At 56.8% G+C, this 26991-nt stretch carries 29 protein-coding genes and 3 pseudogenes; 20 read left to right on the forward strand and 12 right to left on the reverse strand.

The features are described 5' to 3' along the window. Positions 1 to 253: 253 nt before the first annotated feature. A complete protein-coding gene (locus PR018_RS21915) occupies positions 254 to 820 on the reverse strand; it encodes an NUDIX hydrolase (RefSeq protein ID WP_142831836.1) in 567 nt (188 codons plus the stop codon). 161 nt (positions 821 to 981) lie between these two features. Beyond that, a pseudogene (locus PR018_RS21920) lies at positions 982 to 1877 on the reverse strand (LysR substrate-binding domain-containing protein). 506 nt (positions 1878 to 2383) lie between these two features. Here PR018_RS21920 and PR018_RS21925 point away from each other — a divergent pair. From PR018_RS21925 to PR018_RS21940, 4 genes are all read left to right on the forward strand, one after another. Continuing rightward, positions 2384 to 2692, forward strand: coding sequence for a hypothetical protein (locus tag PR018_RS21925; RefSeq protein WP_142831837.1), 309 nt, complete (start codon positions 2384 to 2386; stop codon positions 2690 to 2692). An 84-nt stretch (positions 2693 to 2776) separates the two neighbouring features. Beyond that, positions 2777 to 3040 carry a hypothetical protein gene (locus PR018_RS21930; RefSeq protein ID WP_142831838.1) on the forward strand — a complete coding sequence of 88 codons (264 nt, stop codon included), beginning with the start codon at positions 2777 to 2779 and terminating at the stop codon, positions 3038 to 3040. 145 nt (positions 3041 to 3185) lie between these two features. Continuing rightward, entirely contained in the window at positions 3186 to 3539 is a 354-nt protein-coding gene (locus PR018_RS21935) for a DUF3592 domain-containing protein (RefSeq protein WP_142831839.1), read from the forward strand. Between the two features lie 326 nt (positions 3540 to 3865). Further along, positions 3866 to 4522, forward strand: a complete 657-nt coding sequence (locus PR018_RS21940; protein ID WP_142831841.1) for a hypothetical protein — start codon at positions 3866 to 3868, stop codon at positions 4520 to 4522. Between the two features lie 540 nt (positions 4523 to 5062). Here PR018_RS21940 and PR018_RS21945 read toward each other — a convergent pair. Together PR018_RS21945 and PR018_RS21950 are read right to left on the reverse strand one after the other, a co-directional pair. Further along, positions 5063 to 5287 (reverse strand): hypothetical protein, encoded by a 225-nt coding sequence (locus PR018_RS21945; RefSeq protein ID WP_142831845.1) that lies wholly within the window; start codon positions 5285 to 5287, stop codon positions 5063 to 5065. Continuing rightward, positions 5284 to 5745, reverse strand: a complete 462-nt coding sequence (locus tag PR018_RS21950; protein ID WP_161991004.1) for a GFA family protein — start codon at positions 5743 to 5745, stop codon at positions 5284 to 5286. The genes PR018_RS21945 and PR018_RS21950 overlap by 4 nt, the downstream gene beginning before the upstream one ends. Positions 5746 to 5955: 210 nt before the next feature. Here PR018_RS21950 and PR018_RS21955 point away from each other — a divergent pair, with 210 nt between their 5' ends. Genes PR018_RS21955 through PR018_RS21965 form a run of 3 tightly spaced genes read left to right on the forward strand, consistent with a single transcriptional unit; the run spans position 5956 to position 7356 of the window. Then, positions 5956 to 6198, forward strand: a complete 243-nt coding sequence (locus PR018_RS21955; protein ID WP_142831847.1) for a serine hydrolase domain-containing protein — start codon at positions 5956 to 5958, stop codon at positions 6196 to 6198. Next, on the forward strand, positions 6188 to 7105 hold the full coding sequence (locus PR018_RS21960) for a serine hydrolase domain-containing protein (RefSeq protein ID WP_161991005.1): 918 nt from the start codon (positions 6188 to 6190) through the stop codon (positions 7103 to 7105). Before PR018_RS21955 ends, PR018_RS21960 begins: the two co-directional genes overlap by 11 nt. Positions 7106 to 7152: 47 nt before the next feature. Beyond that, a complete protein-coding gene (locus tag PR018_RS21965; protein WP_142831851.1) occupies positions 7153 to 7356 on the forward strand; it encodes a hypothetical protein in 204 nt (67 codons plus the stop codon). 105 nt (positions 7357 to 7461) lie between these two features. Here PR018_RS21965 and PR018_RS21970 read toward each other — a convergent pair whose 3' ends face one another. Further along, positions 7462 to 8109, reverse strand: coding sequence for a CPBP family intramembrane glutamic endopeptidase (locus PR018_RS21970; RefSeq protein WP_161991006.1), 648 nt, complete (start codon positions 8107 to 8109; stop codon positions 7462 to 7464). 150 nt (positions 8110 to 8259) lie between these two features. On the opposite strand from PR018_RS21970, the gene PR018_RS21975 reads away from it, so the two are divergent. After that, entirely contained in the window at positions 8260 to 9375 is a 1116-nt protein-coding gene (locus PR018_RS21975; RefSeq protein WP_244615522.1) for a phosphodiester glycosidase family protein, read from the forward strand. A 461-nt stretch (positions 9376 to 9836) separates the two neighbouring features. Here the strand turns inward: PR018_RS21975 and PR018_RS21980 are convergent, their stop codons facing one another. After that, positions 9837 to 10376: a GNAT family N-acetyltransferase gene (locus PR018_RS21980; RefSeq protein WP_161991007.1), complete on the reverse strand. Its 540-nt coding sequence runs from the start codon at positions 10374 to 10376 to the stop codon at positions 9837 to 9839. 360 nt (positions 10377 to 10736) lie between these two features. On the opposite strand from PR018_RS21980, the gene PR018_RS21985 reads away from it, so the two are divergent. From PR018_RS21985 to PR018_RS22000, 4 genes are read left to right on the forward strand one after another with little or no spacing between them, the layout of a single operon-like run. Then, the gene (locus PR018_RS21985; protein ID WP_142831857.1) at positions 10737 to 11753 is read left to right on the forward strand and encodes an ABC transporter substrate-binding protein; all 1017 of its coding nucleotides are present in this window, start codon (positions 10737 to 10739) and stop codon (positions 11751 to 11753) included. Between the two features lie 10 nt (positions 11754 to 11763). Beyond that, positions 11764 to 12609, forward strand: a complete 846-nt coding sequence (locus tag PR018_RS21990) for an ABC transporter permease (RefSeq protein ID WP_142831859.1) — start codon at positions 11764 to 11766, stop codon at positions 12607 to 12609. Then, the gene (locus PR018_RS21995; protein WP_142831860.1) at positions 12606 to 13382 is read left to right on the forward strand and encodes an ABC transporter ATP-binding protein; all 777 of its coding nucleotides are present in this window, start codon (positions 12606 to 12608) and stop codon (positions 13380 to 13382) included. The genes PR018_RS21990 and PR018_RS21995 overlap by 4 nt, the downstream gene beginning before the upstream one ends. A gap of 15 nt (positions 13383 to 13397) precedes the next feature. Next, entirely contained in the window at positions 13398 to 14750 is a 1353-nt protein-coding gene (locus tag PR018_RS22000; RefSeq protein ID WP_202617176.1) for an LLM class flavin-dependent oxidoreductase, read from the forward strand. 427 nt (positions 14751 to 15177) lie between these two features. Here PR018_RS22000 and PR018_RS22005 read toward each other — a convergent pair. Beyond that, positions 15178 to 15486 (reverse strand): annotated as a pseudogene (locus PR018_RS22005) (hypothetical protein). Positions 15487 to 16088: 602 nt separating this feature from the next. Between PR018_RS22005 and PR018_RS22010 the strand changes: the two are divergent. Next, positions 16089 to 17168, forward strand: coding sequence for an IS630 family transposase (locus PR018_RS22010; RefSeq protein ID WP_111223089.1), 1080 nt, complete (start codon positions 16089 to 16091; stop codon positions 17166 to 17168). A 53-nt stretch (positions 17169 to 17221) separates the two neighbouring features. Here the strand turns inward: PR018_RS22010 and PR018_RS22015 are convergent, their stop codons facing one another. After that, entirely contained in the window at positions 17222 to 17413 is a 192-nt protein-coding gene (locus PR018_RS22015; protein ID WP_209185758.1) for an alpha/beta hydrolase family protein, read from the reverse strand. A gap of 835 nt (positions 17414 to 18248) precedes the next feature. Between PR018_RS22015 and PR018_RS22020 the strand changes: the two genes are divergently transcribed. Then, positions 18249 to 18647, forward strand: coding sequence for a copper resistance protein CopC (locus tag PR018_RS22020; protein ID WP_142831876.1), 399 nt, complete (start codon positions 18249 to 18251; stop codon positions 18645 to 18647). Between the two features lies 1 nt (position 18648). Here PR018_RS22020 and PR018_RS22025 read toward each other — a convergent pair whose 3' ends face one another. After that, a complete protein-coding gene (locus PR018_RS22025) occupies positions 18649 to 19074 on the reverse strand; it encodes a DUF4174 domain-containing protein (protein ID WP_161991008.1) in 426 nt (141 codons plus the stop codon). A 238-nt stretch (positions 19075 to 19312) separates the two neighbouring features. Here PR018_RS22025 and PR018_RS22030 point away from each other — a divergent pair, with 238 nt between their 5' ends. Next, positions 19313 to 19627 carry a cold-shock protein gene (locus PR018_RS22030; protein ID WP_142831879.1) on the forward strand — a complete coding sequence of 105 codons (315 nt, stop codon included), beginning with the start codon at positions 19313 to 19315 and terminating at the stop codon, positions 19625 to 19627. Between the two features lie 582 nt (positions 19628 to 20209). Continuing rightward, on the forward strand, positions 20210 to 20608 hold the full coding sequence (locus tag PR018_RS22035) for a Ku family protein (RefSeq protein WP_142831881.1): 399 nt from the start codon (positions 20210 to 20212) through the stop codon (positions 20606 to 20608). Positions 20609 to 20704: 96 nt separating this feature from the next. Here PR018_RS22035 and PR018_RS22040 read toward each other — a convergent pair whose 3' ends face one another. From PR018_RS22040 to PR018_RS22050, 3 genes are all read right to left on the reverse strand, one after another. Then, positions 20705 to 21622 carry a DMT family transporter gene (locus PR018_RS22040; protein WP_142831883.1) on the reverse strand — a complete coding sequence of 306 codons (918 nt, stop codon included), beginning with the start codon at positions 21620 to 21622 and terminating at the stop codon, positions 20705 to 20707. Positions 21623 to 21989: 367 nt separating this feature from the next. Then, complete coding sequence (locus tag PR018_RS22045) at positions 21990 to 22217, reverse strand: oxygenase MpaB family protein (protein WP_142831884.1); 228 nt, start codon at positions 22215 to 22217, stop codon at positions 21990 to 21992. 155 nt (positions 22218 to 22372) lie between these two features. Continuing rightward, entirely contained in the window at positions 22373 to 23299 is a 927-nt protein-coding gene (locus tag PR018_RS22050) for a TIGR03571 family LLM class oxidoreductase (protein WP_142831885.1), read from the reverse strand. Positions 23300 to 23733: 434 nt separating this feature from the next. On the opposite strand from PR018_RS22050, the gene PR018_RS22055 reads away from it, so the two are divergent. From PR018_RS22055 to treS, 4 genes and pseudogenes are all read left to right on the forward strand, one after another. Next, on the forward strand, positions 23734 to 23934 hold the full coding sequence (locus tag PR018_RS22055) for a hypothetical protein (protein ID WP_142831887.1): 201 nt from the start codon (positions 23734 to 23736) through the stop codon (positions 23932 to 23934). 16 nt (positions 23935 to 23950) lie between these two features. Next, positions 23951 to 24070, forward strand: a pseudogene (locus tag PR018_RS22060) (transcriptional regulator); the annotation flags it as partial. Between the two features lie 209 nt (positions 24071 to 24279). Further along, entirely contained in the window at positions 24280 to 24774 is a 495-nt protein-coding gene (locus PR018_RS22065; RefSeq protein WP_142831889.1) for a cupin domain-containing protein, read from the forward strand. A 95-nt stretch (positions 24775 to 24869) separates the two neighbouring features. After that, entirely contained in the window at positions 24870 to 26945 is a 2076-nt protein-coding gene (treS, locus tag PR018_RS22070; RefSeq protein WP_142831890.1) for a maltose alpha-D-glucosyltransferase, read from the forward strand. Positions 26946 to 26991: the final 46 nt, after the last annotated feature.

A 26991-nucleotide genomic window follows, 5' to 3' on the forward strand; every position in this document is an offset into this window, starting at 1 on the left:
GAGGAAGGTCGGTGCAATTTTGCCCCGGCCTTTTTTGTTTCCGAGAACGCATTGGGCGAGGTTGGTGACCGACCATCAACCGAACATTTCGTCTCCAGTTGCCAGCCTGACGAAGCGACGTCTAAATCATGTCCCAGCGAAGCGGCCGTGGCCGCTAGACCTTAAACCCACTCCTTCGCTGGCCGCGTTTCCGGAGCCATAGGCCCCGGGATCATTCGCGGTCAAGTCTCGACCAACTCCACTTGGTCTTTGATCAGGGCGCAATTTCTCCAATGCGTCCAGAGACCAGCAAGGCAGTGAGGACAGACGAGGTATGGAGCGCTTGCTCTAGAAAGCCGTGGTGGAGTTTTTTGATCAATTCTCCAACCGGCATGCGGTGAACTGTTAGACCGTCTTCACCAGCGTCGAGCAGTTGTGTTCCGACGGGTTCCACTTCAGTCGCGAGGAACGTGTGTAGGCGGTTGGTGTGAGAGGCTGGATTGGGGAAAAAGGTTGCTATGAGTTCAATCTTTCCTGCCCGATAGCCTGTTTCTTCCTCAAGTTCTCGACCGGCGGCGGCGCATGGGTCAGGGTCATTGGCGTCAATACCACCACCCGGAATTTCCCAAAACACCCTACCCGCCGCATGTCTATATTGCTTCGTCAGCAGTACGTGCTCATCGCTCGTTATGGCCACGACGTTTATCCAGTCTGAATAGGTCAACACGTAGTATGGGCTGATTTCCTGCCCGCTCGGCGTGCGACATTGATCGGCGCGAAGGTCAATCCATCGATCTTTCACCAACGTTTTTGACGCAAGAGTTGTCCAGACGTCTTCCATACGAGTTACCCCTGCGATGCCTCCCGCTACACGAAGTAAATTTGGCGCTCGGGCAATTGTGGAGACCGGCTACTACGTGACCGCTATCGGCCCAAAGCGGCCATTGCACGGCTTGGAAGCACAGCCCTCGAAAACGAAAGTAACTCAACGGGGCTGCGCCATCAGGCTGCGGCGACATCGAATTTTTCCAGCAACCACCTTCGGAAGACCTTAATCTTTGAAATGTTCCGTCGCCCCTCGGGATACGCGAGCCAATAGTCGGTGCGTCGATGCAGGTCAACGCAAAGGGCTGGTAAAGTCGTCCCGCCGCGACGTCATCTTCGAAATGAGCAGGATTGAGCATAGCCACGCCTTCCCCGGTCATGGCGAGACCTGCTTCCAGAACCTGGGTTCCAAACTCGTTCTTGGGATAGCGTTCGAGCCCGGGATCGTGGACGCCAGCGGCTTCAAACCACTGTTTCCACCAAACATCTCCGGCGCTGATGATCGGCAGCTTCAGAAGATCGATTGGTGCATGAATTCCGCCGACGCGAGCGGCCGCGTCGCGGCTAAGCATCGGGGTGAACTCCATCGCCATTATCTTATGACACGTAAGTCCTGGCCAATCACCTGTTCCCCACCGGATCGCCACATCTGCGGAGTCTCGGTTGAAATCGGCAAGGATAGAGGTTGTGACAGGTCGAACAGCGATATGTGGATGGAGTAGCTGAAACGCACCGATGTGCCTGGACAACCACTGTTGCCCAAAGGTCGCTGTCGAATGGATAGTCAGCGTCTCCGCCGCTGCCTGTCGGACACTGACCATGGCCTGTTGAAGTAACTCGAATGCCTCGGAAACTTTCGGGGCCAAGCGTTCGCCTGCCTCGGTCAGTGAGATCGCTCGCGGCTGACGCACAAACAACAGTTCACCGACATTCTCCTCAAGCAGTTTGATCTGATAGCTGACGGCTGTTTGCGTCATACCCAGTTCAACACCCGCTTTCGTGAAACTGTTCATCCGCGCCACGGCATCGAAGACGCGCAGGGCATTCAACGGGAATTGCTTAGACAGCTTCATGCATAAGTTCTCTTGATGCCCTGTTCCAATCGTTCGATTGGAATTCGAGCATTTCCAGCGCCAGAGTGCAAACGACTAAAGCTTGCATAGAGGGGTATTATGGAGAGCTGTCGTTTCAAGCGAGCGCTATTGATCAGGGCGATTGAGGGTTGGAAGTCATGCCGCGAAGCCGTATTCGAGCGATGGCGCCGGTTTGGGAGCTGGAGACCGCGCGACCTTGACACGATGCCCAATTACATGAAACGGGACTTAGGATTTCTCGAAGGACGTGATCCCCGTCACGATGACGACTTACGGCGATAAACAGCAGTGGAGCTGTTCCGGTTCTATCATGATTGGAAGGCGCACATCCGCTAGGTGCAGAAGGTCGATTTTAGTCGATGTGGCCGGTGAATGTCTCCTACTGGCGATCCGCCCATGACCGCTGTCGGCCCAGAGCGGACATGTTGAAACCAGCCCTACTGCCTAATATAGAATTTCATGCTTCTTTTGAGGGATACGGTTCTATGACGATCAGTTCGAAACTCACTCGACTTCGTGATATCGGCTGGAGCCTGTGGGACCCCATTGGTTTACTCCAGCCAGGTCAAACTTGGAGAGACGCCGAATGCCAACCGTTCTCTGACGAGTATGATCACTACCTATTTAAAACGGCGGACCTTCTGCGACAGGGGTTCTCTGACGCAGAGGTCATCGAATATCTAGTCGATATTGAGACAAATCATATGGCGTTTGGCGCTGAAATGGCGGACACCAGACAAAGATTACGTTTGGTCGTTAACGCGATCCGCGCCGACGACACGCTCCGGGGCTAAACGTCTCCTCTCGGCCCGAAGTGGACCTCTGATCACTGCACAAATGCCTTCTTTATTCGGATAAATAAAGACTTCCGAGAAGGTATGATAATTTCTCCTGCATTTGTTGACCGCCAGGTCTATTCCCGAAAGATGCATATGCACAATATCGCAGCCGCGCTCGCAATCGCCATCTCCTACCTGGATCGACGTCCTTCGACCGCTAGTGAGGATGATGATATTGAGACTGTGGAAGCCATAGCCGCAGAGCTTCGGCAAGCATCACCCAACGAGAGGGATGAGTTGATGGCGGCTCTGGTTCATATCGGCAGAGCCGACCTGATTGACGGCTTGGGCTTCATGTCCTGAATCGACCCGAACCGGACATCACCACCCTCGGTCGGGGCGTGGGGGATCAGAACGCCTAAGGAACCGCATTTTTCACTAGAACTTGCGTATATTCACTTCGCCGCTTAGAGATTAATAACTACAAACAGGCGCGGACTTTGAGCAGATGATCCTGAATATTCTCGTGTTTGTGTTTATCGTAGGCCTGCTTGTTGCCTCGGTATTCGCCAGGCGCCGAGAGATAATCTTGTCTACGGGCTGGGTCGAGACTATTGCTACTCTTGTGTCGTCGCGAAGGATTGTGAATGGCGAGGATATCACTACCTTAGTAGAAGTCTCATATGTCTTTGATGGAAAAGCGTATTTCGCTGAAAACTTAAATGTATACGGTACTGAACGGATGAGCCTAGACAAAGGAATGTCCGTCGTTGTCCTTGTGGACCCAGCATATCCGCAGCGCTGCATGATTAAGAGAAGCTATGCGGTGGATAATGCGATCAAGGCAATACTGAAGGCCTAATTTGGAGGCACGCGCATCAAAGGCGATCCCCTCTCCATTTACCCTAGAAAACCAGAGGGAACCCAAGATCAATGAGGTTCATTTCTCTTTTTCTCGACCTTGATGATGTTGAAAAGCACGCGAAGTATTCCGCCGAGTATGAAAAACAACTCAAAGACACCCCAGCTAACCTCGTCTGGGCCGTGGGGCAGAACGGGCTATCGGCACGACCCCCCAATGGATGATGCCAAGGGTGCGCTCTGTCGCTCCTGCATGCAAACGAGATATGCTCATTTCCGGCCATTTAATGCCAGCGATTGGCGGGACGCACGATAGGTACCCAATCAATGCACACAGCGCCTATTGAACGCCAAGCGGCAAGCAATCGCTTTCACCCATCATATTTTATTGGTGCATTGCTTGTCGTGTTGTATTGCTACGTTGTCATAAGTCTCAGCCGAGCAATTGATGACGACGTCATCTTGATTGTTTTAGTTGTCTTTCCCGGTTTGCTCGCCGTAGTAGTGTGGCTAGCCTGCACTTGCTGGATTTTAATCAAATGGGATTGGAGGCGGGCGTTGTCGTTGTTCGCAGCCCCCTTCCTGGCATGGATGCCGTTCATAGTTTTAGTTCACTTCGGCTTTGATAGCGACTGGTTTCGATTCAAGGTAGAGAAACATAATTTCCTGCAAGACGTGGAAGAGAGCGCCGCGCTGGCTGGGCATCCTGTACTTATTCACTGGTTCTGGGCATCGGAGGGCGGGGGCTTCGGCAATTTTGGGCACGAATGGCTTTTGATCTATGATGAGATGGACCAACTATCCCAGCCGTCGAAAAGCTGGTCCGATGAATTCCGGAGAAAAATGTCGAAACCCAATGCCAGTGGTCGGTTGTACGGAACATATTCTGAGGGCACAGGCCTGAGTGTAGCGACTGACGATTATACGGAGCTTCACATTACAAACATGGGTGGTCACTTTTATCTTGCACAGTGCTTGCAGTAAGGGGACGGAGCGATCCTAATCATGATTTCTTGACGGTCGGGCCGGACGTATGCATGATCGCCTTGCTACTGCTTGAGATTGGGCGACCGGATGACGTCATGGCCAGCTATCGACAAGATGAGCAAAGCTCGTAGAGCATCTCTGATCATTCTGAGCAGCATTGGCCTTCTGCTCGCAGGAGTGCTGGGTTTTCATCTAGCGGGTGTAGTCGCAATGATCCTATTTGCCCCGCTTGGTGCATTAATAGGACTGATACTAGGAAGCGCTACGTTCCGAGGCGTTGCCGAACTCATTGGAGAACTTCTCAAGGTCGCCTTCTTGTAGCAGGCGTAATTTAACCCGTGAGTGAGTGTCCCCCTGTTGTCGTGCATCGAGGCCGCTCGCACAGCCCTGTGCTTAAAATGCAATTCTTGATATTCCCTAGATGATTTTTGGGAGGTTACGTCGCAATTTTTAAGGAATTTATTGCTAAGACCCAGTCGACGGCCGGAAGGAGAGAGGGATGAATTCTATCCGGTAGTATTCTATATTTTCGTGTTGCTATTTTTCGTTGTGAGCGTTGCAAACAGAATCCGCCAGCTGCGTCAAGTTATTGGCTGGCTCCCCATTAAAGGCACGATCATCAGCAGCGACCACAAACTGAGGGGTGAAGCTGCCGAACTTTACATCGACGTGAAGTACACCGTTGACGGTATAGATCGCTATGGTTTTCGTCTGGATACCCACTCCTCGCCGCTTTGCGGTACCACTGTCCTGATCGATCAACAGGCCTGCGCCGTGCCGCGAGCCGGATTTTCTTCCGCAACAATGTGCTCGTCATATTGCGGCAGATCATCGGTGATGGTGAACCACGGCGCTTTCGAACCAACGAAGATATGGGCTGTGGGCCGAATGGACGGATCGTCTACGAGGGTTCCCATGGCGATATGGGCAAATGTCCCATCGCGGACGACCGCGAACAGAAATGAGCCGCAGCGACCGCACCTCTGGTCGCGCCACGCCTCGGCGTCGATGACCTTGATATCATCCTGCCCGCTGGTGACGGACAGCTTGTCACGCTCTATCCCGGCTAGGGGTTTGAAAGCCGCGCCGGTTGCCCGGCGGCAGACTGAACAATGGCAATTGACGGCGAAAGTGAATTCGTCTGCCACCCGATAGGTCACCGAACCGCATTGGCATGATCCTGCAAGATGGTGACTTTTTGCCAATTCTAAATGCGTCACGTAGCGAAACCCCTGCGCAATGGTTGGCAACGACTAGCATATAATGAGCAATTCGCACAGTCGCATGGGGATCGCTAGTCTCGTGTTTGGCGTGTCCGGTCTCGGCCCAAAGCGGCCATCGACACTCACTTTATTTTTCATTTTTCCGAGTCTTGCAATATCCTCAACTCTCGATTTCATTGCCACACTAAAGTGATCTGGGAGACACTGATGACCGAAGCGGAACGCGTCGATCAACTGTTCGAGGCTTGGAACACTAAAGATTCTCCCGGCTGCGCGGTTGCAGTCATGCGGGATGGCGAGGTTATCTATAAGCGCGGCTTTGGCATGGCCAATCTGGGCCATGGTGTCGCGATCGGGCCGTCCACCGTCTTTCATTCAGCATCCGTCTCCAAGCAGTTCACGGCATTTGCCATACTGCTGCTGTCGGCCGAAAGGAAAATTGTCACTTGATGATGCGGTGCATTTATACGTGCCCAGCCTGCCTGATTTTGGCGTGCCGATCACTCTGCGGCACCTCATGCGGCATACGAGCGGCCTGCGCGATCACTGGGAATTGCTTAGCCTCGCCGGCTGGCGATACTCCAAGGATTTGATTACCGATGACGACATCCTTGCCGTCGTCTCCCGCCAGCAGGACCTGAATTTCCAGCCGGGCGACGAATACCTCTATTGCAACACCGGATATGCCCTGGTGGCGCAGGTCTTGAAGACGGTAAGTGGCCAGTCGCTGCGGGTCTTTACCTCGGCACGGATTTTCGAACCGCTCGGCATGAGCAACACGTTCTTCCGAGACAATTACGCCGAGGTCATCAGGAATGTGGCCGAGGGCTATGTGGATACGGAGCGGGGTGTGGAGATTTCCGACACCAATTTGGACACCGTGGGCGCGACCAGCCTTTTGACGACGGTCGAAGATCTCGCGCTCTGGGACGAAGATTTCTACCATCACCGCGTCGGAGGGCCTGCCATCATTGCTCGAATGGTCGATCGTGGACGGCTGAACGACGGCAGTGACATCGACTATGCCTCGCGTCTCGGCCTCGGTACCCATCGCGGCCTGGCGATCGTCGAACAACCGGCGGCGACGCCGGCTTCCGCTCCGATATCATCCGCTTTCCCGAGCAGCATTTCTCGGTGGCGATCCTTGCCAATCTCGGGTCGATCGTGCCGAGCAACCTCGCACGGGGGATCGCCGATATCTATCTGGCACATCTGTTGCAGCCGGTGCCAGAGCAAGTGCCGAACACGTTCCCGCAACCCTACGCCCATGCATTGGAACTGCTTACCGGCTATTACACCGAACCCTAACTGGCCGGCCGCGTTGCCCGCCTTGTGGCGCATAAGGGGAAGCTACTGATAGGCTATTACAGCCAGCATGGCACCTATCGTCCGGTCGAAAACGACATGCCCTACAGCGTGAAAGTTCAGGAGGCGGGGCTGGTATTTAAATCCGTGAAATCCCGAGAAGTAGCACTGACAGCCGTCGCTCCGGACCATTTTCTCGGTAACGGCGACCGGTTCACCTTCACCCGCGATGGAGAAGGCCGGGTCACCGGCATGCTGATGAACGGCGGCCGTATTCGCAATTTCCGCTTCGAGCGGCTTTGAAGCGATCGCAGAGGCGAATTGGGGAAGACCGCTGTTGGCGCTATCCGGCGTGACAGCATTCCTCAGGGCATCATCTATATCGGAGTGGAGAGTGCAACTGACCGATTAATTTTTGGCCAGTCCCTTTGGCCGCAACAAATACAATGCATATAAAAAATTGGGTAGCAGGAAAAGCGGAGCTACAAAGGCGTATGCTGGCAGTGGCTGATTTGGGCTCCCGCCACCGGTATGGCACGCAACCAGCAGCAGCAAACAATCCCACACGGCATGCAGAAGTATGACCGGATAAAGCGAACCAGTTCTCAAACGAAGCGCCATCAACATGAAGCCAGTCTGAAACGCCGCCACTGCCTGAAGGGTTGCGACTGTCCATTGCGCAGTCGCTAAAGCATTCAGGACGTGAACGAACCCGAAAAGTCCACAACACACCCAGAGGGATGGCCATAGCCTGAGCTTCGAACGCAGCCCGCTGAACAATATTCCCCGGAACATCACTTCCTCAGACATACCGACAAAAACCGTGTTGATGCCTATGAAAATCGCGCTTCGCAGCGGCGGCAATCCGACTATTGCCATTAGGACCCCAAGTGCGGCCATGTAGACCATGGGTAGCCAACTCAGCTTGAGCGCCGTTCTCACCGAGAATGCAGAAAAACCCAGGTCCCACCACCGGAACGTGGAGATTACTATCGCCAGGAAAACCACTGCGAAGACCATTGGCCACGCGATGCCTTGGCCGACAAATTTGACCACCGAACGTTCGCTGCCCGCGCTTAAATGCCCAGCGACCCCCATTATCACGAGCCATCCCAGCAATGTCGCCAGAGATAGCTGGAGCCGGTAGCGAACCCCGATACGCTTGAAATATTCGATCCTGAAAATGGGGTTTCCGTTCTTTTCCAGATGCTGAAAGTTTCACGTTCGATGATGAATCCGATTCGCGGAGAAGGAGCAAATGACGCACTATTGCGACTGCCGCTTTCTAAACATAAATCGGCCACCAGTGTACTGCAGACGCCATATCCAGTCTCCGCTGAGGAATACCCTTTGAAGTACAAACTGCCACTCGCCATTGCCGCGTCTGCCATCGTTTTTCTTGGCGTAGGTATCGGATACATCTGGGATCGAAACGGAGCCTACGGGTTCAATACCATCCTGAGACGAGGCGGAACCTACTGGATCACCATCGAAAAAGACGATCCTCGGCTTTCTCCGTCGATGCGTTTGGCTCTTCAGGACAATCCCCCAATCGGTATCGCTGGCGCTTACGAGTGGCGGGAGGTAGAACCTGGGTACGAGGTCGCCGAGATGCCCGTGATTGCAGACGGGAAGGAAGCCGACCGCGTTCTTCTCAACCGGATCGATCCCACCCGGTTCAAGTTCATCGCCCGCAATGCTCCAGCTGGCGACAAGGGCATAGACGAATGGGAAAAAGCACTGCCGAATGCCGTGCTCATCGTCAACGGGAGCTACTTCGACCTCCACGCGCTTCCAGACACTCCGATCATCAGTGAAGGCGTCGCGATGGGGCCAACGACATACGATGCCAAGGCCGGAGCATTCGTGGCGAGCGACGGCACGGCGGATATTAAGGAACTTGCCGACCAGCCTTGGCAGACCGCCATTTCCGGGTCGACCAACGCAATGGTCTCGTATCCCCTGTTGATTGGAACTGACGGGCAGACGCATGTACCGACAACAAGCAAATGGCTCGCGAACCGAACCTTCGTTGGGAAGGACGGCGCTGGCAGGATTATAGTCGGCACCACAAAGGAAGCCTTTTTCCCGCTCGCGACCCTTGCCAAATTCCTGAAGTCTTCGCAGCTCGACCTGAAGGTCGCGCTGAACTTCGACGGGGGGCCTATCGCCTGTCAGAGCGTTAGACTGAATGGCTTCGCGCGAAAGTTCTATGCAAAGTGGGAATCGCAGTGGCATGAAGACAAAGTAACCCTGCTGCGCTGGCCATTTCCCAATGCCTCGTGGGCAATGCCAATGATCCTCGAAGTGGAGAGACGTTAGGCAAGTCTCGGAGACTTCCACATTGTCGGCGGACGGACCATTAAAGCTTATGCACCGCAATACAGATCAGATGCACGATACCGACGGAGCGATATAGTGATCTGCGCAGCGATGAGGAGCAAAACGACTACTGTCGGCCCGAAGCGGCCACTCGACCCAGGGCATCCGTTTGCTATACGGTCGGACAACAACCCACACCGGACGCAACGAATGCCCTATGGGATCAGTGTGAAATGCTGCAACGCTACAGCGGTTGAATCAGGAACCTATGGGAGGAAGCGAGCATCTTCGAGCCTTCCGCCTCCATGCAGGAATTAGGGTATCCGCCCCATCTGACGCTTGCAGTTCTAACTGAACGGCCAGTCGACATCAGCATGATCATGACGGCGGTGTTTTCAACGCAAGAGAAGCTGTCAATTACTTTTGACGCTGTGAATTATTTCGATAATGACCTTATGGTTCTATGGGCAAAACCCGTTCGTGGAAGAGTGATCTTCCTGATCTAACCGCATCAGGACCTCACCGGCAGAGATGTCGCCGCCTGCCTCTGGAGGACCCGCTTTCCATTCGCGAAACCCTGCGGCTACGTAGAGCAGCCTAGCTCGCCGGTTCGAGAACGTGACCGCCAGCACGATGGTTGGAGATCGCTCAAATGCATGAAAGATCGCAGCCTGAAGAAGCTGTCTGGATCGTCCAGATCGGCGAGCGTGAGTCCTCAGGTACATGCCCGAGAGGACGGCGACTTCGTTGCCGGCTGTGGTTTGGCGCAAATCTAATGCCACCGCTCCCGAGAGCCAGCCGCCGTGATCGAAACCTCCGAGAACCAAGCTGGTAGACAGACGATTGAGATACCATTGGTCGGATCGAGCGAATTCTTGTTCCGCGGCGATCCCGAACTCCTCCGGACATTCCATAACAGCTTCCTGTCGGATGTCTCGATAGGACGGCAAGTGGCGGTAGCCCAGCCGGCGGATTTCGAACAGAGTTTCCGTCGCTTGCATTCGACGCCCTCCCATTGGCGTTAACGAGCAGCGTACCACAGATATTCGTGCGGATCGGAAGAACGCAATACCTTCCGGTCGCGCCATCGTGACCAATGCGATCTGGTGGAACACTTAGAATGGTGGTTGGTTGCCCGCATGACCCTCAAGCGAACAGGACCAAGCCGTGCCTTAAGCGCCATTACGTTTGCCAACTTGCGACCGAACGTAAGTCGTTTGGATGGCGAACGTCCGGAACAGCCAACCTCGATCCTAAGGCTGGCATAATATTCTACATGCTTAGCATTTAATGGCATGGGCTTCCTCGTACTCCCGCGACTTGCGGCTATCGTTTGAACCGACGATCGGTAGGAGACGACCATGGCATCAACTTTTCAGAAACTGAACCTCACCGTGGCTGCCTCCTCGCTTGCTTTGATCGCCGCCGGACAGGTCTTTGCAGATGCGCTACCTACCGAAGTGCCCAATGGAACCGTCATTGTGATCGGCGACCAGAACGAGCAGCTCCAGACGCTGATGACGGCTTCGGGTGAACAGGACAGGCTCTCCTCAAAGGCCACGTACGCGAACTTCCTCGGCGGCCCGGCTATTCTTGAAGCTTTCCGGGCGGATGCGCTCGACGTTGCGACGGTCGGCAACGTGCCGCCGATCCAGGCGCAGGCCGCGGGTCAGGAAGTCCCCATCGTCGCAGCCGTCAAGATCGCCGAGACTGACTACGAGTTTGCGGTGCGGCCCGGTCTGAAGATCGACACCCTCGAGCAGCTCAAGGGCAAGAAGATTGCCTATGCCGAAGGAAGCGGTCGTCAGGCATTCGTCCTTAACGCGCTCAAGGCCGCTGGACTGACCCGCGACGACGTCGAGCTTATCCCGCTCCGTGTGGCCGACTTCCCTGATGCGATCCGGACGGGACAGGTGGATGTGGCTTCGCTCAACGAACCGCATTATTCCCGCTACCTCTCAGATTACAAAGACCAGCAGGCCAGCGCCATTCCCCACTCCCAGCACGACCGCTTGCCCCGTGGCGTCTCATATCTCTACGCGGGCGGCGACTCCTTGAAGAATCCGGCCAAGGCGGCCGCGATCCGCGATTTCGTGGCGCATTTCGTCCTCGCCACTCAATGGCAGAACACCCATCCGGCCGAGTGGGTCGATGCCTACTACGTCAAGGGCCAGCACCTGACGAAGACGCAGGGCGACGCCATCGTCGCCAGCCAGGGCAAGGCCACCCTTCCCTCGCTGACAAGCCTCATTCCTTATCAGCAGAGCCTGATCAACGTCATCTATGATGCAGGCGACCTGCCAAAAAGGCTCGACGCCAAGGCGGAGTTCGACATTCGTTTCGACGAGGTCATCGCTCAGGGCGAGAAGTCCAACTAGGAGATCTGGAATGGGTTCAGTACCGGCAATAGGTCCACTTCGCATCCAGCGCGGGTCGCCGTCGAAGAACGCCGCCAAGCGATCGGCGCTGACGCCACGTGTCCTTGGACCGGGCGGTCTTCTGGTCGCGCCACTGGTCCTGTTGCTGGTATGGGAGCTCGCCTCACGGACAGGAATCCTTCCTCAGCGCCTCCTCGCAGCTCCCTCGACCGCATTGGCGTCTGGCTGGGACCTTGCTCTCAACGGCACTCTCTGGAAAGCATTCTATGCATCGGCATTACGGGCATATTCCGGCCTTGCCATTGGTGTCGCCGCTGGCGTCGTTCTCGCTCTTCTTTCCGGACTGACCCGCGCCGGAGAGGCGTCTATCGACGGCATTGTGCAGATCAAGCGCGCCATCCCCACGCTTGCACTCATTCCCTTGGCAATTCTTTGGCTCGGTATCGGCGAAACGATGAAGATTGCCATCATCAGCCTCAGCGTCATGATACCGGTCTATCTCAACACGCATGCGGGGCTGCGCGGGATCGATCTCCGCTTCGTCGAGCTGGCGCGCACGGTACGGCTCGACCGAAAGACTTTCGTTCGCAGGGTCGCCCTGCCAGGCGCGTTGCCGAGCTTCTTCACCGGGCTTCGTCTTGCCGTGACTACATGCTGGACGACTCTGATCGTCCTCGAGCAGATCAATACCACGAACGGCATCGGCTACATGATGAGCCGGGCACGCGACTACGGGCAGACCGACATCATCGTGCTCGGCCTCGTCATCTATGCCGTGCTGGGCCTCGCATCGGATGCGGTCGTCCGCGCAATCGAGCGCCGCGCTCTCAGATACAGGAAAGTCATCGGATCATGAGTGTCGTATCGATTTCTCATCCTGTCACCAGACGTTCCCCCGTCGAGCGGCCTGCCTTTCCAGTCGCCGTCAGGACAGACCGGCTTAGCAGGAGCTTTGCCGGTCGGACCGTCCTCAACGACGTCTCCCTCGAGGTCACAGCAGGCGAATTCGTCGCACTCATCGGTAGGAGCGGCTGCGGAAAGAGCACTCTGCTGAGGGCGCTTGCGAGCCTCGATGACGATGCCGACGGCGACGGCGAGCTAGCCGTCCCGGAAAACGTCTCGGTGCTCTTCCAGGACGCGCGTCTTCTTCCTTGGGAGTCTGTCGTGACAAACGTCGGCCTTGGGCTGGACGCCGTACCCCGCAAAGAACTCGCCGAGCGCAGCCTCAAGGCACTTTCCGACGTCGGCCTGTCCGCCCGCGCCGATGCCTGGCCCGGAACGCTTTCGGGCGGCGAGGCGCAGCGTGTGGCTCTGGCGCGAGCTCTGGCACGGCAGCCCGCTCTTCTGCTGGCCGACGAGCCGTTTGGAGCGCTCGACGCACTCACTCGTCTTCGAATGCAGGACCTCCTCCTCAAGCTGGTATCCGAACAGCGGCCAACCGTGCTGCTGGTCACCCATGACGTTGAGGAGGCACTCGTGCTGGCCGACCGGGTGCTAGTGATGGACAGCGGGCAGATCATCAACGAGGTCAGGGTCTCGCTGCCGCGTCCGCGCCGGAGATCCGAAAAGGCTTTCGAAGAGATGCGCGAGCGGCTTCTGTCCGCTCTCGGCGTCGACCAGTTCCACTGAGCGGAGGAGACCTCCATGCCACGTCAACTGCATCTCAACCTGTTCGTCCATGGCCGCGGTCATCATGAGACCGCATGGCGTCATCCGAAATCCTCGCCGCTGGCGCTGACCGACGTCGACTATTATGACGAGCTTGCCCGCAAGGCTGAAGCAGCCGCCTTCGATGCTATCTTCTTTGCCGACGCGCTGGCCGCAGGAGACGGGCTCTCGCATGCGGCAGGCGGCGGCCTGGAGCCAATTACGCTGCTGGCTGCCCTCGCCCGTTCCACAAGCAGGATCGGGCTGATTGCGACGGCTTCCACCACCTACACGGAGCCCTTCAATCTGGCCCGGCAGTTCGCGTCTCTGGATCATATCAGTCATGGCCGGGTGGGCTGGAACATCGTAACAAGCTGGGTCACCGGGGCCGGCCCCAACTTCGGATACGACCAGCAGATTGAGCATGCCGATCGGTACGAGCGCGCCTTCGAGTTTGTAGATGTCGTATCGAAGCTCTGGGATAGCTGGGCTGACGATGCGGTTCTTGACGACCGCGACAGCGGCGTGTTTGCCGACGCGTCAAAGCTGAAGCGTATCGACCATAAGGGCAAGCATCACTCCGTCCGCGGCCCGCTTAACATCGCCCGCCCGCCCCAAGGCCGCCCAGTCTTCATCCAGGCCGGTTCTTCCGACACAGGACGACGCTTTGCCGCCGAGCATGCGGAAGCCGTGTTCACCGCGCACCTCGACAAGATGTCCGCCAGCGCTTTCTACAAGGATCTAAAGACCCGCGCCCTTGCCGTCGGACGATCGTCCGACCAGATCGTCATCCTTCCAGGGATCAGCGCCACGATCGGCTCGACCGAGACGGAAGCCTTACGGATCGCTCAGGATCTGAACGAGTTGTCAGAACCGTCGGTCGGACTGGCGAGGCTCTCCAACCGCTTTGGCGGCTTGGACTTGTCGCACCTGCCACTGGATGGTGTCCTGTCGCCAGATGACTTTCCCGATCCGAAGACCGTCCAAGCTGCCCAAAGCCGGGCCGTCTCGATCGTAGACATCGTGCGACGAGAGCGTCCGACGCTTCGAGCCCTGCTTCATGGGCTTGCAGGAGCACGCGGGCATTTCGCGACCTCGGGGACGCCCGAGCAGATCGCCGACATCATCCAGGACTGGTTCACGACAGGTGCAGCCGACGGCTTCAACGTCATGCCGCCGATCCTGCCTGACCAATTCGACGTGTTTGTCGCCGAGGTTCTCCCGATCCTTCGCGCTCGCGGGCTGTTCCGAACGAAGTATGAGGGATCCACGCTACGCGAGCACCTCGGTCTCACGCGTCCCGAAAGTCAATACTTCGGTAAAGCGGAGCTGCGGGCGAAGGTGTCCTAGACAGTCGGAACTCTCGCTGACCCTCAACAGCTCGTCCGGAAGCTCTCGATGAGCGCCTCGAGTGCGTACATGCTCTCTGCCTGCGACCAGCCTGCCCCTTGCTTCGTCGAGACGGCGCAATCACAGAAGCTCCAAGGCTTCCTGGCAATCCATATCTGTGTTCTCCTACACGGCTGTGTGGCGGGCTGTCGGATAGGCATAATTGGACCTATTGATGGAGCGGACCTGTCGCGCCCAATAACAGGCTTTATGCTAATATTGATATGCCTCCACTATAATCGAAATCATAGCAGCGCGAGATACGATCTGCCCAGGCCTTCGATGTCTATCCCCTTAGGGTTGACAGGTGCTCCCTAAGCGGTCGTGAGCGGCCACCGGGGAGATGCTTGCACACGGCTTTGGCCTAACAACCGGCTTGCGCGGCTCGTCAACCACCCGACACCCGGATAGCGCCTGCGTCGCCGAACGTACGCTGACCCTTGGCGACCTGGCTTACAGATATGTCCGCAGAAACCCCGACTTCGCCACCTAATGCTCCATCCTCCCAGCTCTCAGACTCGTGCGACAGGTCGCCCCCCGATGGCCTTACACCGGCCGAGTTCCCTTCGGTGATCGATTGGACGAAGATGTCCGGCCGGGAGATATTGTGCCCTTAAACAAGATGCTCGATCGCCAGGTCGGCCGCCTCGCGGGTCCCGAATACGGCCTTGATTGTCGTGGTACGGTCTTCAGACATTGGAACCTCGAGTTTATTCTCAATTTGCAACGCCCACACGCACCGATGGTTCGGGCGGGCGCATGTTCGCCGAGACTCGCCGGTTGGCCAGGCAGACTGGGACGCGAGCGCGGTTTTACGTGAGCGGACGTCGGCAAATTGATTATTGAAACGAAAGTTGCCCGACCCACGGAACGGAAAGACCCCGAACACCGTTGCTTTGGCGAACAACAAACGGTGTCATCGATGTCCACAGTCGCTAAACTTGCTTCTATGTTCACCCTGAGTGCAGTTCTGGTAGGCACCGTTCTGACACCCGCCTTTGCCTTGCGGATGCCGGTCAACGACGAAAATGAAGCGACGCGAGAGAAGTCCGTATCGGCATACGCGGGCGACGATAAATCAGAATCTAGCTCGGAACCGTCGATCCTGACCCCAGATGAAATCAGACACATTAGATGGTGTGCCGGGCGATACACTATGGAGTACGACGCCGTGAGCGACACTTACTCGGCTGCTGGAGGCATCCGGCAACGGTGCCGCTCGCCGCGCTAGTGGTTACCGCCTGACATAAGAGTCCTGTATGGGATTCCATTTGCTGGGTTGGCATGCGAGTCTGGCGCATGCGCACAGGAATATCGTTCACCGTTTCGCCAACAGATCACCAACGCCTGATGGCCTTGACCAGGGATCGCAATGCGCCCCAAAAGCACGTCTGGCGGGCCGAGATCATCCTGCTGAGTGCCGATGGCGTCGGAACTGTCGAGATTATGCGCCAGACCGGCAAATCGAAGACCTGCGTATGGCGCTGGCAAGAGCGCTTCGCCACAGAAGGCGTCGAGGGTCTCCTGCGCGACAAGACGCGGCCGTCGCGTATTGTGCGGCTCGGACCCGATGTCGCCGAGCGTGTGGTGGCCCTGACGCTGGCTGATCCGCCGGGCGAGACGACGCACTGGACGGCCGACATGATGGCGACGGCCGCCGGCATCAGCGCCAGCGCAGTCAGGCGTATCTGGAAAGCGCATGGCCTCGCACCTCATCGGTGGCGGCAGTTCAAATTGTCCAACGACCCGAAATTCGTCGACAAGCTGCGAGACGTTGTCGGCCTCTATGTTGATCCGCCAGCCCACGCCGTCGTGTTGTCGGTCGATGAGAAAAGCCAAATCCAGGCGCTCGACCGCACCCAGCCGGGCCTGCCGATGAAGAAGGGTCGGCTCGGCACCATGACCCACGACTACAAGCGGCACGGCACAACCACGCTGTTTGCCGCCCTCAACGTGCTCGACGGCACCGTCATCGGCCGCAACATGCAGCGTCATCGTCATCAGGAGTTCATCCGCTTCCTCAACGCCATTAACGCCCAGGTGCCGGACGACAAGGCCGTCCACGTCATCCTCGACAACTATGCTGCCCACAAGCATCCCAAGGTGAGAGCCTGGCTCGACCGTCACGAGCGTTTCACCTTCCACTTCACTCCGACTTCAAGCTCATGGCTCAACGCGGTGGAGGGTTTCTTCGCCAGGCTGTCGAAGCGGCGTCTGAAACGCGGCGTTTTCCATTCCGTCGTCGATCTCCAGGCCGCCATCAACCGTTTCCTCGTTGAGCACAACAAAAAGCCAAAGCCCTTCACTTGGACCGCCGATCCCGACAAAATCATCGCCGCCGTTAAACGCGGGCACCAAGCGTTAGATTCCATCCACTAGTCTGACGATCTCACTCTGAGATGTGCGATCGGACATCGCCGCCTGTTAGGTGGTCAGGTGGCGAATCTCGTTTTTCGAAACACTAGCGCCTTCTGCGCATAAAAGATCGAGATGGTGTGGCCGACGCCGGGCTCGATATCGAGCGTCTCGTCACACCCGGCGGCGTTCAGTTGTCCGGCCGCCGCTCCGGGTGCCCTTGACGGTATATTCTCGTCTTCCTTGCCGTGCAAAAGCAGAATTGCCATTCGCCCCGTTGCGGGCAAAGGCGGCAGCGGCCAGTCGCCCAGCAGACGATGCGAGGGTACCGATCTTCCAGCGTCCCGACGCGACCGCCTCGAGCGCTATGATGGATCCTTGAGACACGCCAACGAAGGTCACCCTCCCCAACCCATGAGCGAAGCCTTCCTGCTCGACCACATCCATGACCACTTTGTCTCACGCTTCCCTCACCATTCCGACACTCTCCGGTCGCAACTCCTGGCCGTCGACCCCGAACCACTAACGACCGCCCTGGCTACGTGGGAACGGAGCGTCGGGCGCTGCGAAACGCGCCGTTGAAAGCTTCCAACGCCAAGGCGAAACCATCGGCATCATCATCAGCGAACCGGTCCCTCACATGCCGTGAGGGAGTGCGAATTTGTCGGGGTCCGTATCCACTTCGGACGCGAGCAACCTTCGCGCGTCGCATCGTCGGAGACTTTGTAGGAGGTCGCATCATGAACACACGGACCCCCGGAGCCATTTGATGGCCGGCATAATCTGGGGCATCTCGAGAGCGCTCCATGAAGGGGCGAAATTTGATCGCGCCACCTACCGCTGCGTCAGCCGGAACTAAGTGACCAGAGGTCTCACGGGACGGTCGGGTCCATTTGAAACCGGCGCCGAGCGATCGCGCGGTGCACTTCAAGATAATGTCGGCTGGCTGCCTGTTGCTTTCTTGCATCGCGGTAGCAGGAACCTATCGCACCACACTTTGCTAACCATTTTTGCCAAGACGCACTTAGCAATCGATGATCTACGATCTCGAGCGGTGCGAACCTGGCAGCATGGCTGACGTTCAGGTTCCCGAAGGAATGGGCGATGAAAAAGCTTTCGCGAATTGGACTATGCATCTCCGCCGTAGTGCTCCTCGGCCTGCCTTCTGTCGCGAGCGCCCGGCTCGAGAACTCTCAGCCTGATGCGCATGAGCAAGCCAACGTCACCAGCTTCAACATGGTTCTGGCCTTCTCCCAACGCGTCCGCCTGAAAGAAACGATCGTGGAGATCAGGAACTCGCGCGGCGCTCGCGTGACAATCGGCGACCTCCGTACCGGCGAGAATGGCACCGATCTGGAAATCCCCCTTTCAACCCCTCTTCGCCCGGATACGTATTCGATCCGCTGGCGGGCGGTCTCGATCCAAGGCCTGGTGGACGTAGGCGGGTACGATTTCGTCGTTGACCCCATGCCGACAGGAGTTCCGGGCGTTGCCCAGCAGTAGATCAGCCCCGCCCGGCCTTTCTCATCGGCATGCTGTCGATCAATTCGAATAGTTTGCCGCCCGTCACGACGTCGAGACTGCGCAGCTTGACGCCGCCGTCCTTGCCAATCAAAACAGCCTCGAACGTGTTGCCGTTGATATCGGCTTCCTGTCTCAGCTTGCGGGCATCGACGCCAGTGGCATCCCCATGCACCGGTCTTACCTCGTCCCCAACTACGGTCATCACCACGACGTCGCGCTCGGCGAGACCGCTCTCCTGGGTTTTCAAGACCTCGACCTGTTTCGCGAGCTTCTGGTCTCCTGATCCACCGAACAGGATGATGACGCGGTTCTGGGACCGGTATTTGGCGAGCTCGTCCAGAGCGAATACCTGGCCAACTGAAGCTGCCGCGATTACGATGGCGGATGCGATAAGGAAGGTTCTCATGTTCGATCTCCGTTTCATCCGAAGAAAACGCCCGAAAACCCGCAGGGTTCGAGTTTGTCGGGGCACGAATGGTGTCGCTTTTCCGCTGGGTTGCAAATCAGGGCGAATTTTGCGAGAATCGTGAGGACGATGCGCAAGTGCCGCGTCAGCGAGCGATTTGCGAGCTGTCTTCCGCATCTATTTGCGGTCGCGCGTTTCCAACAATTTCTCAGAAAATGGCCAACATCAAGAGAACAATATGCAATCAGGAACCGTGAAATGGTTCGACGCCGCTAAAGGCTTCGGATTCGTCATCCCGTCAGACGGCGGTGCCGACATCTACATCAACCTCAAGGTGCTGCAGAAGGCCGGCCTTGGGACACTCGAGCCTGGCGCAGCGGTCAATTTTTCGGTCGCAAACCGTGGGGGTAAGGAGTTTGTCGAAGAAGTCGCAGTTATTGCGGCACCGCTACCATTGATCGAGCGTAATGATCCACCGAAGGCTATGGCAAAGACGCAACTCCTAGATGAGGAGGAGCTCTTCGAGCGCGAATGGGGTTTACGCCGGGCGTAGCCTGCCAGAAGCGATCCTTCGCGGTTCATTTCCCAAGCCATTGGTATTCTGCAATCGAGGCTCGCCCCGACTTCCTCTCACAAAAGAGAGCACTCCAAGGGGCTTTACTGGATGCGCAAGACGGAAGTGCGAAAGCCAAGGTGAATTGCCGCCGCATTGAAGACTGTATTCCTCATCGAGATGTCCCCTGATCCGTATCCATAGGCGGCCGGATAGCGGGGCATCGTGACCAGAAGACGGCGTCAAAAAAAGGCGTTCCCATATCGATGACATCGAACGGATCTTCGCCGAAGACATTAATCGTAGACAGGAAAACGGGTCTTTAGCGCATATGTCGACGGCGTCACTGGGAGACCTGTCAGCGAAGATGCCGAGGCCAAGGGCTATGCCTGCGGCGAGAGCGACCACGACATTCATCACCAATAGAGACGTCGACAGCGTGGCCCTTGAGAGCACTCGCACGACCGATCTCGAGATGTTCGCGCCAAAGGTTTCGGTCCAATGGGTCTATCTGGAACAGCCACGTTACCTGACCCCGAATGAACCAGTCGGCCAGGAGGCATACTCCGTTATCGCGATGCTATGGCCGCTTCCAACGTCGTTGGCGTCTCTTGGCTGGCGCTGGGATCCCAGGGAAGGGCAGTCGCCCTTGAGCCGCGCGGCGAAGACATCGTGCTCTCGACCCTGCAATACGAAGATGAGGTCCGGGCTGAGGATAGCTACTTCGAAAGCTTTGCTGGCGAGGCCGAGCCGCAAATGATGCCGCTCGTGCAGCTTATCAAGCAACGGAAAAAGGTCTGGTCGCCGGTTATGGTCGAGGACCCGGTCTACGAGGGCCTGCTGGCAATGATCGCCGAGAAAAAGAATGCCCCGAAGCCTGTTAAGAAGGGCAAACCGGCACCCTGTCCGACCATTCAGCCGGGAAGCAATCTCATCAGCATTACGGAAACGCTGCGCCAGAGCATCGGGGCGAACGGTTGATCTTTGAGCCCCTCCGCGCGAGGACATCGACCATGTGACTTATGCCCGTTTCAAGCTGAAGCTTGTTCCCTCTGCAATCCTATCGGAACGGCCTGCTCAGCGGCCGTCCAACGGAATGGTTGGCTGAGCATCCTCGCCTTTGACGTTTTTTCGGTAGAAGATGAATAGGCCAGCAAAGACGATGATCGCAGCGCCGGCTAGAAGTTGGGCGTCAGGAATGTCGCCGAAGAACACAAACCCAAACACGACCGCCCACAGCAAAAGTGTATATTGCAGTGGGGCGAGCAGTGAGGCCGGCGCGAGTTTCAGTGCGCGCGTCAGCAGAAGATGGGCGCAAGTACCGACGACACCGAGGAAAAGCATTGCGATCCAAATATCGAACCCGGCCTCCCGCCAGTCGCTGACCGACAGAATTATGCCCACTACCATAACCACGAGCGTCTGCGAGGTGACAAGAGCGGTGTCGCTTGTCGATCGAAGATAACGGCTCAAGATAAGTGTCAGGGCGAAACCGATGCTCCCGGCGACAGCAAATAACGAAGGCAGGGTAAACATCGCGGTCGATGGCCTCAGCGCGATCACCACACCCGCAAATCCAACCCCGACAGCAAGCCAACGCCTCCATCCGATCCTCTCGCCCAGAAGGAAATGCGACAGAGCAGCGACATAGATCGGTGCCGCCATGTAGAAGGTGATCACGTCGGCAAGTGGTAGATAGGCCACCGCCGCGTAGAAAAGGGATACATCCGCAGTCGCCATGACGGCGCGGCCGAACAGCACGCCCGGTTGCCGAACATCCAGCAACGCCCTCGGCCCCTGCCGTGCAATCATTGGCATCAGGACGATGAATGAGCCTACCGACCTCATCACGAGTACTTGGCCCAGAGCAAAGCTCGCAACAAGCCACTTCCCAACGGCGTCGTTTACCGCAAAGAGAAGGTCGCCGAAAAGCATCAGGACCACGCCGAGCATTACGGCATTGCCGAGGTTCCCGGCGGTTACTGCAGGCTTCATACGAATTCCTCCCAAATAGCCGGCGGTCACCATCGCATCAGGCAACATTATCGACCAAGTGCGCCACTACCATCAAATAAGGTAGCCGCGCCAGCCCATCTGGCGATCTCAGCGAGCTGACAGAAGGAGGGGCTCGAATCCCGGCTTCAATCAGCAACGGAAGCCACGACGCAACACGAGTATCTGTTTTAAAATCGTCAGCCTTTGCTGGACACATCGACGACAAGGGGAATGGCATCACATCCGTCGGCATCGACCTGTAAGGCCAATCGCTCGGGTCGGTGGTGCACTATCGACAGCGGCCAAGCTGGAGGCGGTTTGGCTAGCCATATACGATTCTGCCGAGAAGCATTGATTTGAACACACGTTAGACTCTCATCCTAAGCGTGCGGATATGGGCGTGGATCCGGTTGACCCTTTCGATCTCGCCGGTCGCCTGTTCCCTGGGTGCGAAGGTCGTCGCAGAGACGAACCGGGCAGTCCTCCGGAAGCGTCCAAGCATGTCGTCGCGGAAATTCGAGTGATCCAGCCCCTCACGATAGCAAGTAAATGGAACATCTGAAGGGAGAAGCATTGAAATCCCGCCGACAAGCATCGAAGGAAAATCGCCAATTGACCCGCCAGCAGACAGAACCGGGCCCGAACAGTCCGGAATCGCCTTTTGGCTGGTCGTATTCGATGCGGCCTATCTTCTGACCAGTAAGGCTCAGGACCCGTCGTTCAACGGCAGTTCGGACAAAATCTCTCAAATCACAGCCTCGGCTTCGAATTGTTGATGTCGGGCAATACGTCTTCCGCGATCTCCTGCAGCACTTCGTCCACCGACCTAGTGCCAGGAACGATATTCAGCATGACATGGTTTGCACCAAGGTTCCCGATCTCGTCGAGATACCGGATCAGCCCCTTTCGTCCGGTGCGAATACCGAGGCCGAGAGGTTCGGTGCTCGCGTCCGGATCGTCGACGAGTTCAAGCACCATGGACTGGCTGAAACTTCTAAAGTCAGTGGTTACCTTGCCGATTGCGGTCTTCCACAACGCGATGCGATCCGCCTGTGCTGCCAAGGGTCGGTAGTATGTGGCCCAACCTGCGGCAGTCCTGGCTATCCATTCCAGCGACTGCGAGGCGGATCCAACAGATAGAAACGGAATAGCGCTTTCTGCTCTCAACGGCCGAATTGAGAATTCAACTTGAACCCTACCGTCACCGTCCAGCACCTCACCGTCAGGCCCCAAGGCCGCAGCTAGACGTCTCCAGTTGCTTCGGAAGATCTCCTTTCGCCGATCGAACTCTTCTCCAAATACCGCGAATTCAGAAGGACGATCGCCAGAACCGAGACCGAGGACGAAACGTCCGCCCGACAGAGCGCCTACGGAGAGCGCGGCCTTCGCAATATGCAAGGGATTGCGAAGCGGCAGGACGATTGCTCCGGTAACAAGTTGGATGTTTGTGGTCGCCATTGCCAGAGCGCCTAGGAGCACCCAAGGATCGGAATGACCTACGGGATCAGGATAACTATCGCTGTTCAACGGCACATCGCGCACCCAAAGTGCATCAAATCCGAGTTCGTCGGCCTTGCGCGCGATCGCTATCTGACTGGGATAGTTAAAGTCATGGGTATGGCTGGTCTGAATCGGCAGGACTATGCCGAGTGTAAGGCGACCGGGCGTTAAAAGCATTTCTCACCGGAGCTGTGGTTCTAGGGCACATGATCTCAAAACGATCTGGTCACCACCAGAATGGCGTCGAGTATCGATACCTCACATATCGGCGCTACAAAGCGAAAAACAATGCGAGCCCCACACGAACATGAGGATCTCTTGTAGCGTCTCCGTGAATGAAGCCGGCGGGCTCATCGGCGGCGCTTGTCTTGAATGCGATAGGCGCTGAGGTCTCGATACATGCAACGCTTCAATTGCGAGGGGCATTCAGCTTGCATCGTGGACCAGCTTCGGTGCTTGAGCGTATGTTATGCCGGCAAACTGCCTGGTCCCGGAAGTTCTTTGTTGCGGACTGGATGTTGCCCAGGCCGCAATCACAGCGGTCTCCTGCAGAAAATAAAGTGTGTTGTCTTCGATTGCAACTTTTGGTCGCCTTGTTAGAGGAGGAACTCATGACCATTAACCGCTTCGAAGGTTTAGCTGCAGAATTGAACCGCCTCGCGGCGGAGATCGCGGCGATCAACTCCCAGCCGTTCAACGTCGGGATCGATCTTGGCGCTGAGGCCCTGATTTCCGGCACGGTAGATGAACCGTCTCGTATGGAGCCGACATCACTCAGCCGCTTGGACTACAGCCTTCGGACACGTCAGTAGTGCCTGTTGCCGAACGATTGTCTTTTCCAACTTTGAAGCGTCCTCTCTCGGCGAGAGGGGCTTTGCCATTGAGATCGCTTGGGTATTCCAAGATGGAAAATCATGCTCTTTCCTAAACCGTCCGGCTGGGGGCTGGAATATCGTATCTAGACGAGAAGGTTTCCCAGTGCCTTCGAGATCTCCAAAACAGTAGGCGTTGCCTTCGAAGGTTCCACCAGTATTCGCCGCTGGTGTCTGTGCGCGGACGGGGGATCCTTACCATTCGCCGCAGTATCCTCCCGTCTCACCTAGGCTAAGGAACATTTTGAGTGCTCCTTTCGTTGCGCTCTCAGCGGGGAGGGTATCATGGACGTCGAGCGAATTTTTCTTCAGCCCAGCGGTTGGGTCCCAAACAACACCAAGCTTCCGGTGTTGCTATACAAATCGGCCATCGACCCAATGGACGCTCCCAGTGGGTTTGAACAGCTATTTGCCAAGAATGGCTGGGAAGGAATCTGGCGCAACGGTGTTTTCAATTATCATCATTATCATTCGATGGCGCATGAAGTGCTAGGGGTTGCCTCAGGGGAAGCCGATTTGTTGATTGGAGGTATGAGCGGGTTTGAGGTGACCGTAAGATCTGGCGACGCCTTGGCGCTCCCTGCAGGTACTGGGCACAAGAAGCTCAGTTCGACCAGCGACTTTGTCATGATTGGTGCATATCCGGCCGGTCAAGAAGCCGACATCCGGACCTCGGCCGCTTCTGAAGCGCAACTCAAGCAGATCGCGCGGGTAAGGATACCGGGAAAAGATCCTATGATGGGACGTTTAGGACCCCTGATCAAAATATGGACAGAATAGCGGGACGCTCCCCCGACTAACGCGCCAAGCATTAAAAACGAGTTCGGCCGACTATTCATCTGGTCCGAAGATCGCAATTACTTTTGAGGTCGAATATGGGCAATCAAGACACCCAATATACGCAGAAACTTCGTACAAACTCTATGTTGGCCTACGCACGGGAACGAGCTGCGCTTTACGGAGGTAAGGCACGTATGTGGCAGCGCCGGTACGGAGAGGCCAACCCGCGATCGGCAGCGGCGATCGCCTCGGTTTGGTTTTCCGCATACCCCAGCTCTATCATAACCGACCGCGACGGGTCGGTGCTCGCGGCCCTAGGCGATGCGAAGCTATGGTCCAGCCTTTCTAACGTCGGGATAAAAGCAATTCATATCGGGCCGACGAAGCAGGCGGGTGGTTGGAGGGGCGACGAACTGACGCCTTCTGTCGATGGTCATTTTGACAGGATCGGTGTCGGCACGGACCCGGCCTTCGGGACCCAAGAGGAATTCGTGAATCTCGGGCGCATGGCAGCGGCGTTTAACGCCGTAGTGCTCGACGACGTGATCCCCGGACACACTGGTAAAGGGCCAGATTTCCGATTGGCGGAGAGAGCCTATGAGGATTACCCCGGCCTTTATCACATGGTCGAGATCGCCGTTGAGGACTGGGGCCTCTTGCCTGAGGTCGAGGAAGGCAAGGACGCGGCAAATCTGGGCGGTCCGGCCGTCGACGCCCTCTGTGCAAAGGGCTACATCGTCGGTCATCTGCAACGGGTCATCTTCTTTGAACCCGGCGTCAAGGAAACCGACTGGAGCGCGACCCCGCCCGTTCTAGGTGTCGATGGCGTAGAGCGGCGATGGGTTTACCTCCATTATTTCAAGGAAGGCCAGCCGAGCCTCAATTGGCTCGACCCTTCGTTCGCAGCGCAGCAGATGATTGTCGGAGACGCCCTTCACTCTATCGATGTGCTCGGCGCACGAGGTCTGCGTTTGGATGCGAATGGCTTCCTTGGGGTCGAAGGTTTGGGCTCCGGAAAAGCATGGTCTGAAGGACATCCTCTGTCGGTCGTCGGCAATCAACTCTTGGCGGGTGTGATCCGAAAGGCAGGTGCATTCTCGTTTCAGGAATTGAACCTCGCGGTCGACGACATCGCCACGATGTCCAAAGGGGGGGCAGATCTCTCCTACGACTTCGTTACGCGACCCGCCTATCACCATGCCTTGCTTACTGGCGACACCGAATTCCTGAGAATGATGCTGCGTACTGTCCACGAGTTCGGGATTGACCCTGCGAGCCTCATCCACGCTCTTCAGAACCATGACGAGCTGACACTCGAGCTTGTCCACTTTTGGACGCTGCACGCCGACGACATCTACACGTTTCAGGGGCAAACCTGGCAAGGAAGAACGCTTCGAACCCACCTGCGCGAGACGATGTATGAGAGACTGAGCGGAGCCAAGGCAACTTACAATCAAAAGTTTGTGACGAATGGCGTTTCCTGCACGACAGCTAGCGTGATTGCAGCCGCTCTGAACATCGAGGATCTCACGCAGCTTTCGCACGATGACGTTGAGCTGATCAAGAAAGTCCACCTGCTTCTAGCTATGTACAACGCATTTCAGCCGGGAATCTTTGCGCTTTCCGGATGGGATATCGTGGGGGCGTTACCACTGCCCATCGAAAGCGTCGGGTCACTCGTGGCGGACGGGGACACACGGTGGATCCACCGTGGCGCCTATGACCTCATGGGCACCCTGCCCCATGTCGAGCGTTCCTCCCATGGCCTCCCTAGGGCAAAGTCGCTGTATGGTTCTCTTGCCGATCAGCTCGAAAAGCCGGGCTCTTTTGCATCTCAACTCAAGAAGCTGCTGTCGGTCAGGGAAGCATATGGCATTGCAATGTCGCGCCAGATCGCGATCCCCGATGTTCACTCACCGGGGCTTCTGATCATGGTTCATGAGCTTCCGGAAGATCGCGGGACGCAGATCACCGCGTTGAATTTTGGGAACACACCCATTTCGGAAATCGTCAAACTGGAAAATCAGGCTTCCGGCCCTGTAATCGACATGATCCACGAAACCATCGAAGGCGACTTGCCGGAGACTGGAGAGCTGACGATAAACCTCGAACCTTATGAAGGACTTTCACTTCGCGTGGTCGCTGCCTTGCCGACATTGGGCCAAGGATAGACGATGGACGAGCCGACAACGTCAGGGTCAGACCCATGGAACAATC

Origin of the sequence: Rhizobium rhododendri (assembly GCF_007000325.2) — a bacterium.
GTDB classification, from domain to species: domain Bacteria; phylum Pseudomonadota; class Alphaproteobacteria; order Rhizobiales; family Rhizobiaceae; genus Rhizobium; species Rhizobium rhododendri.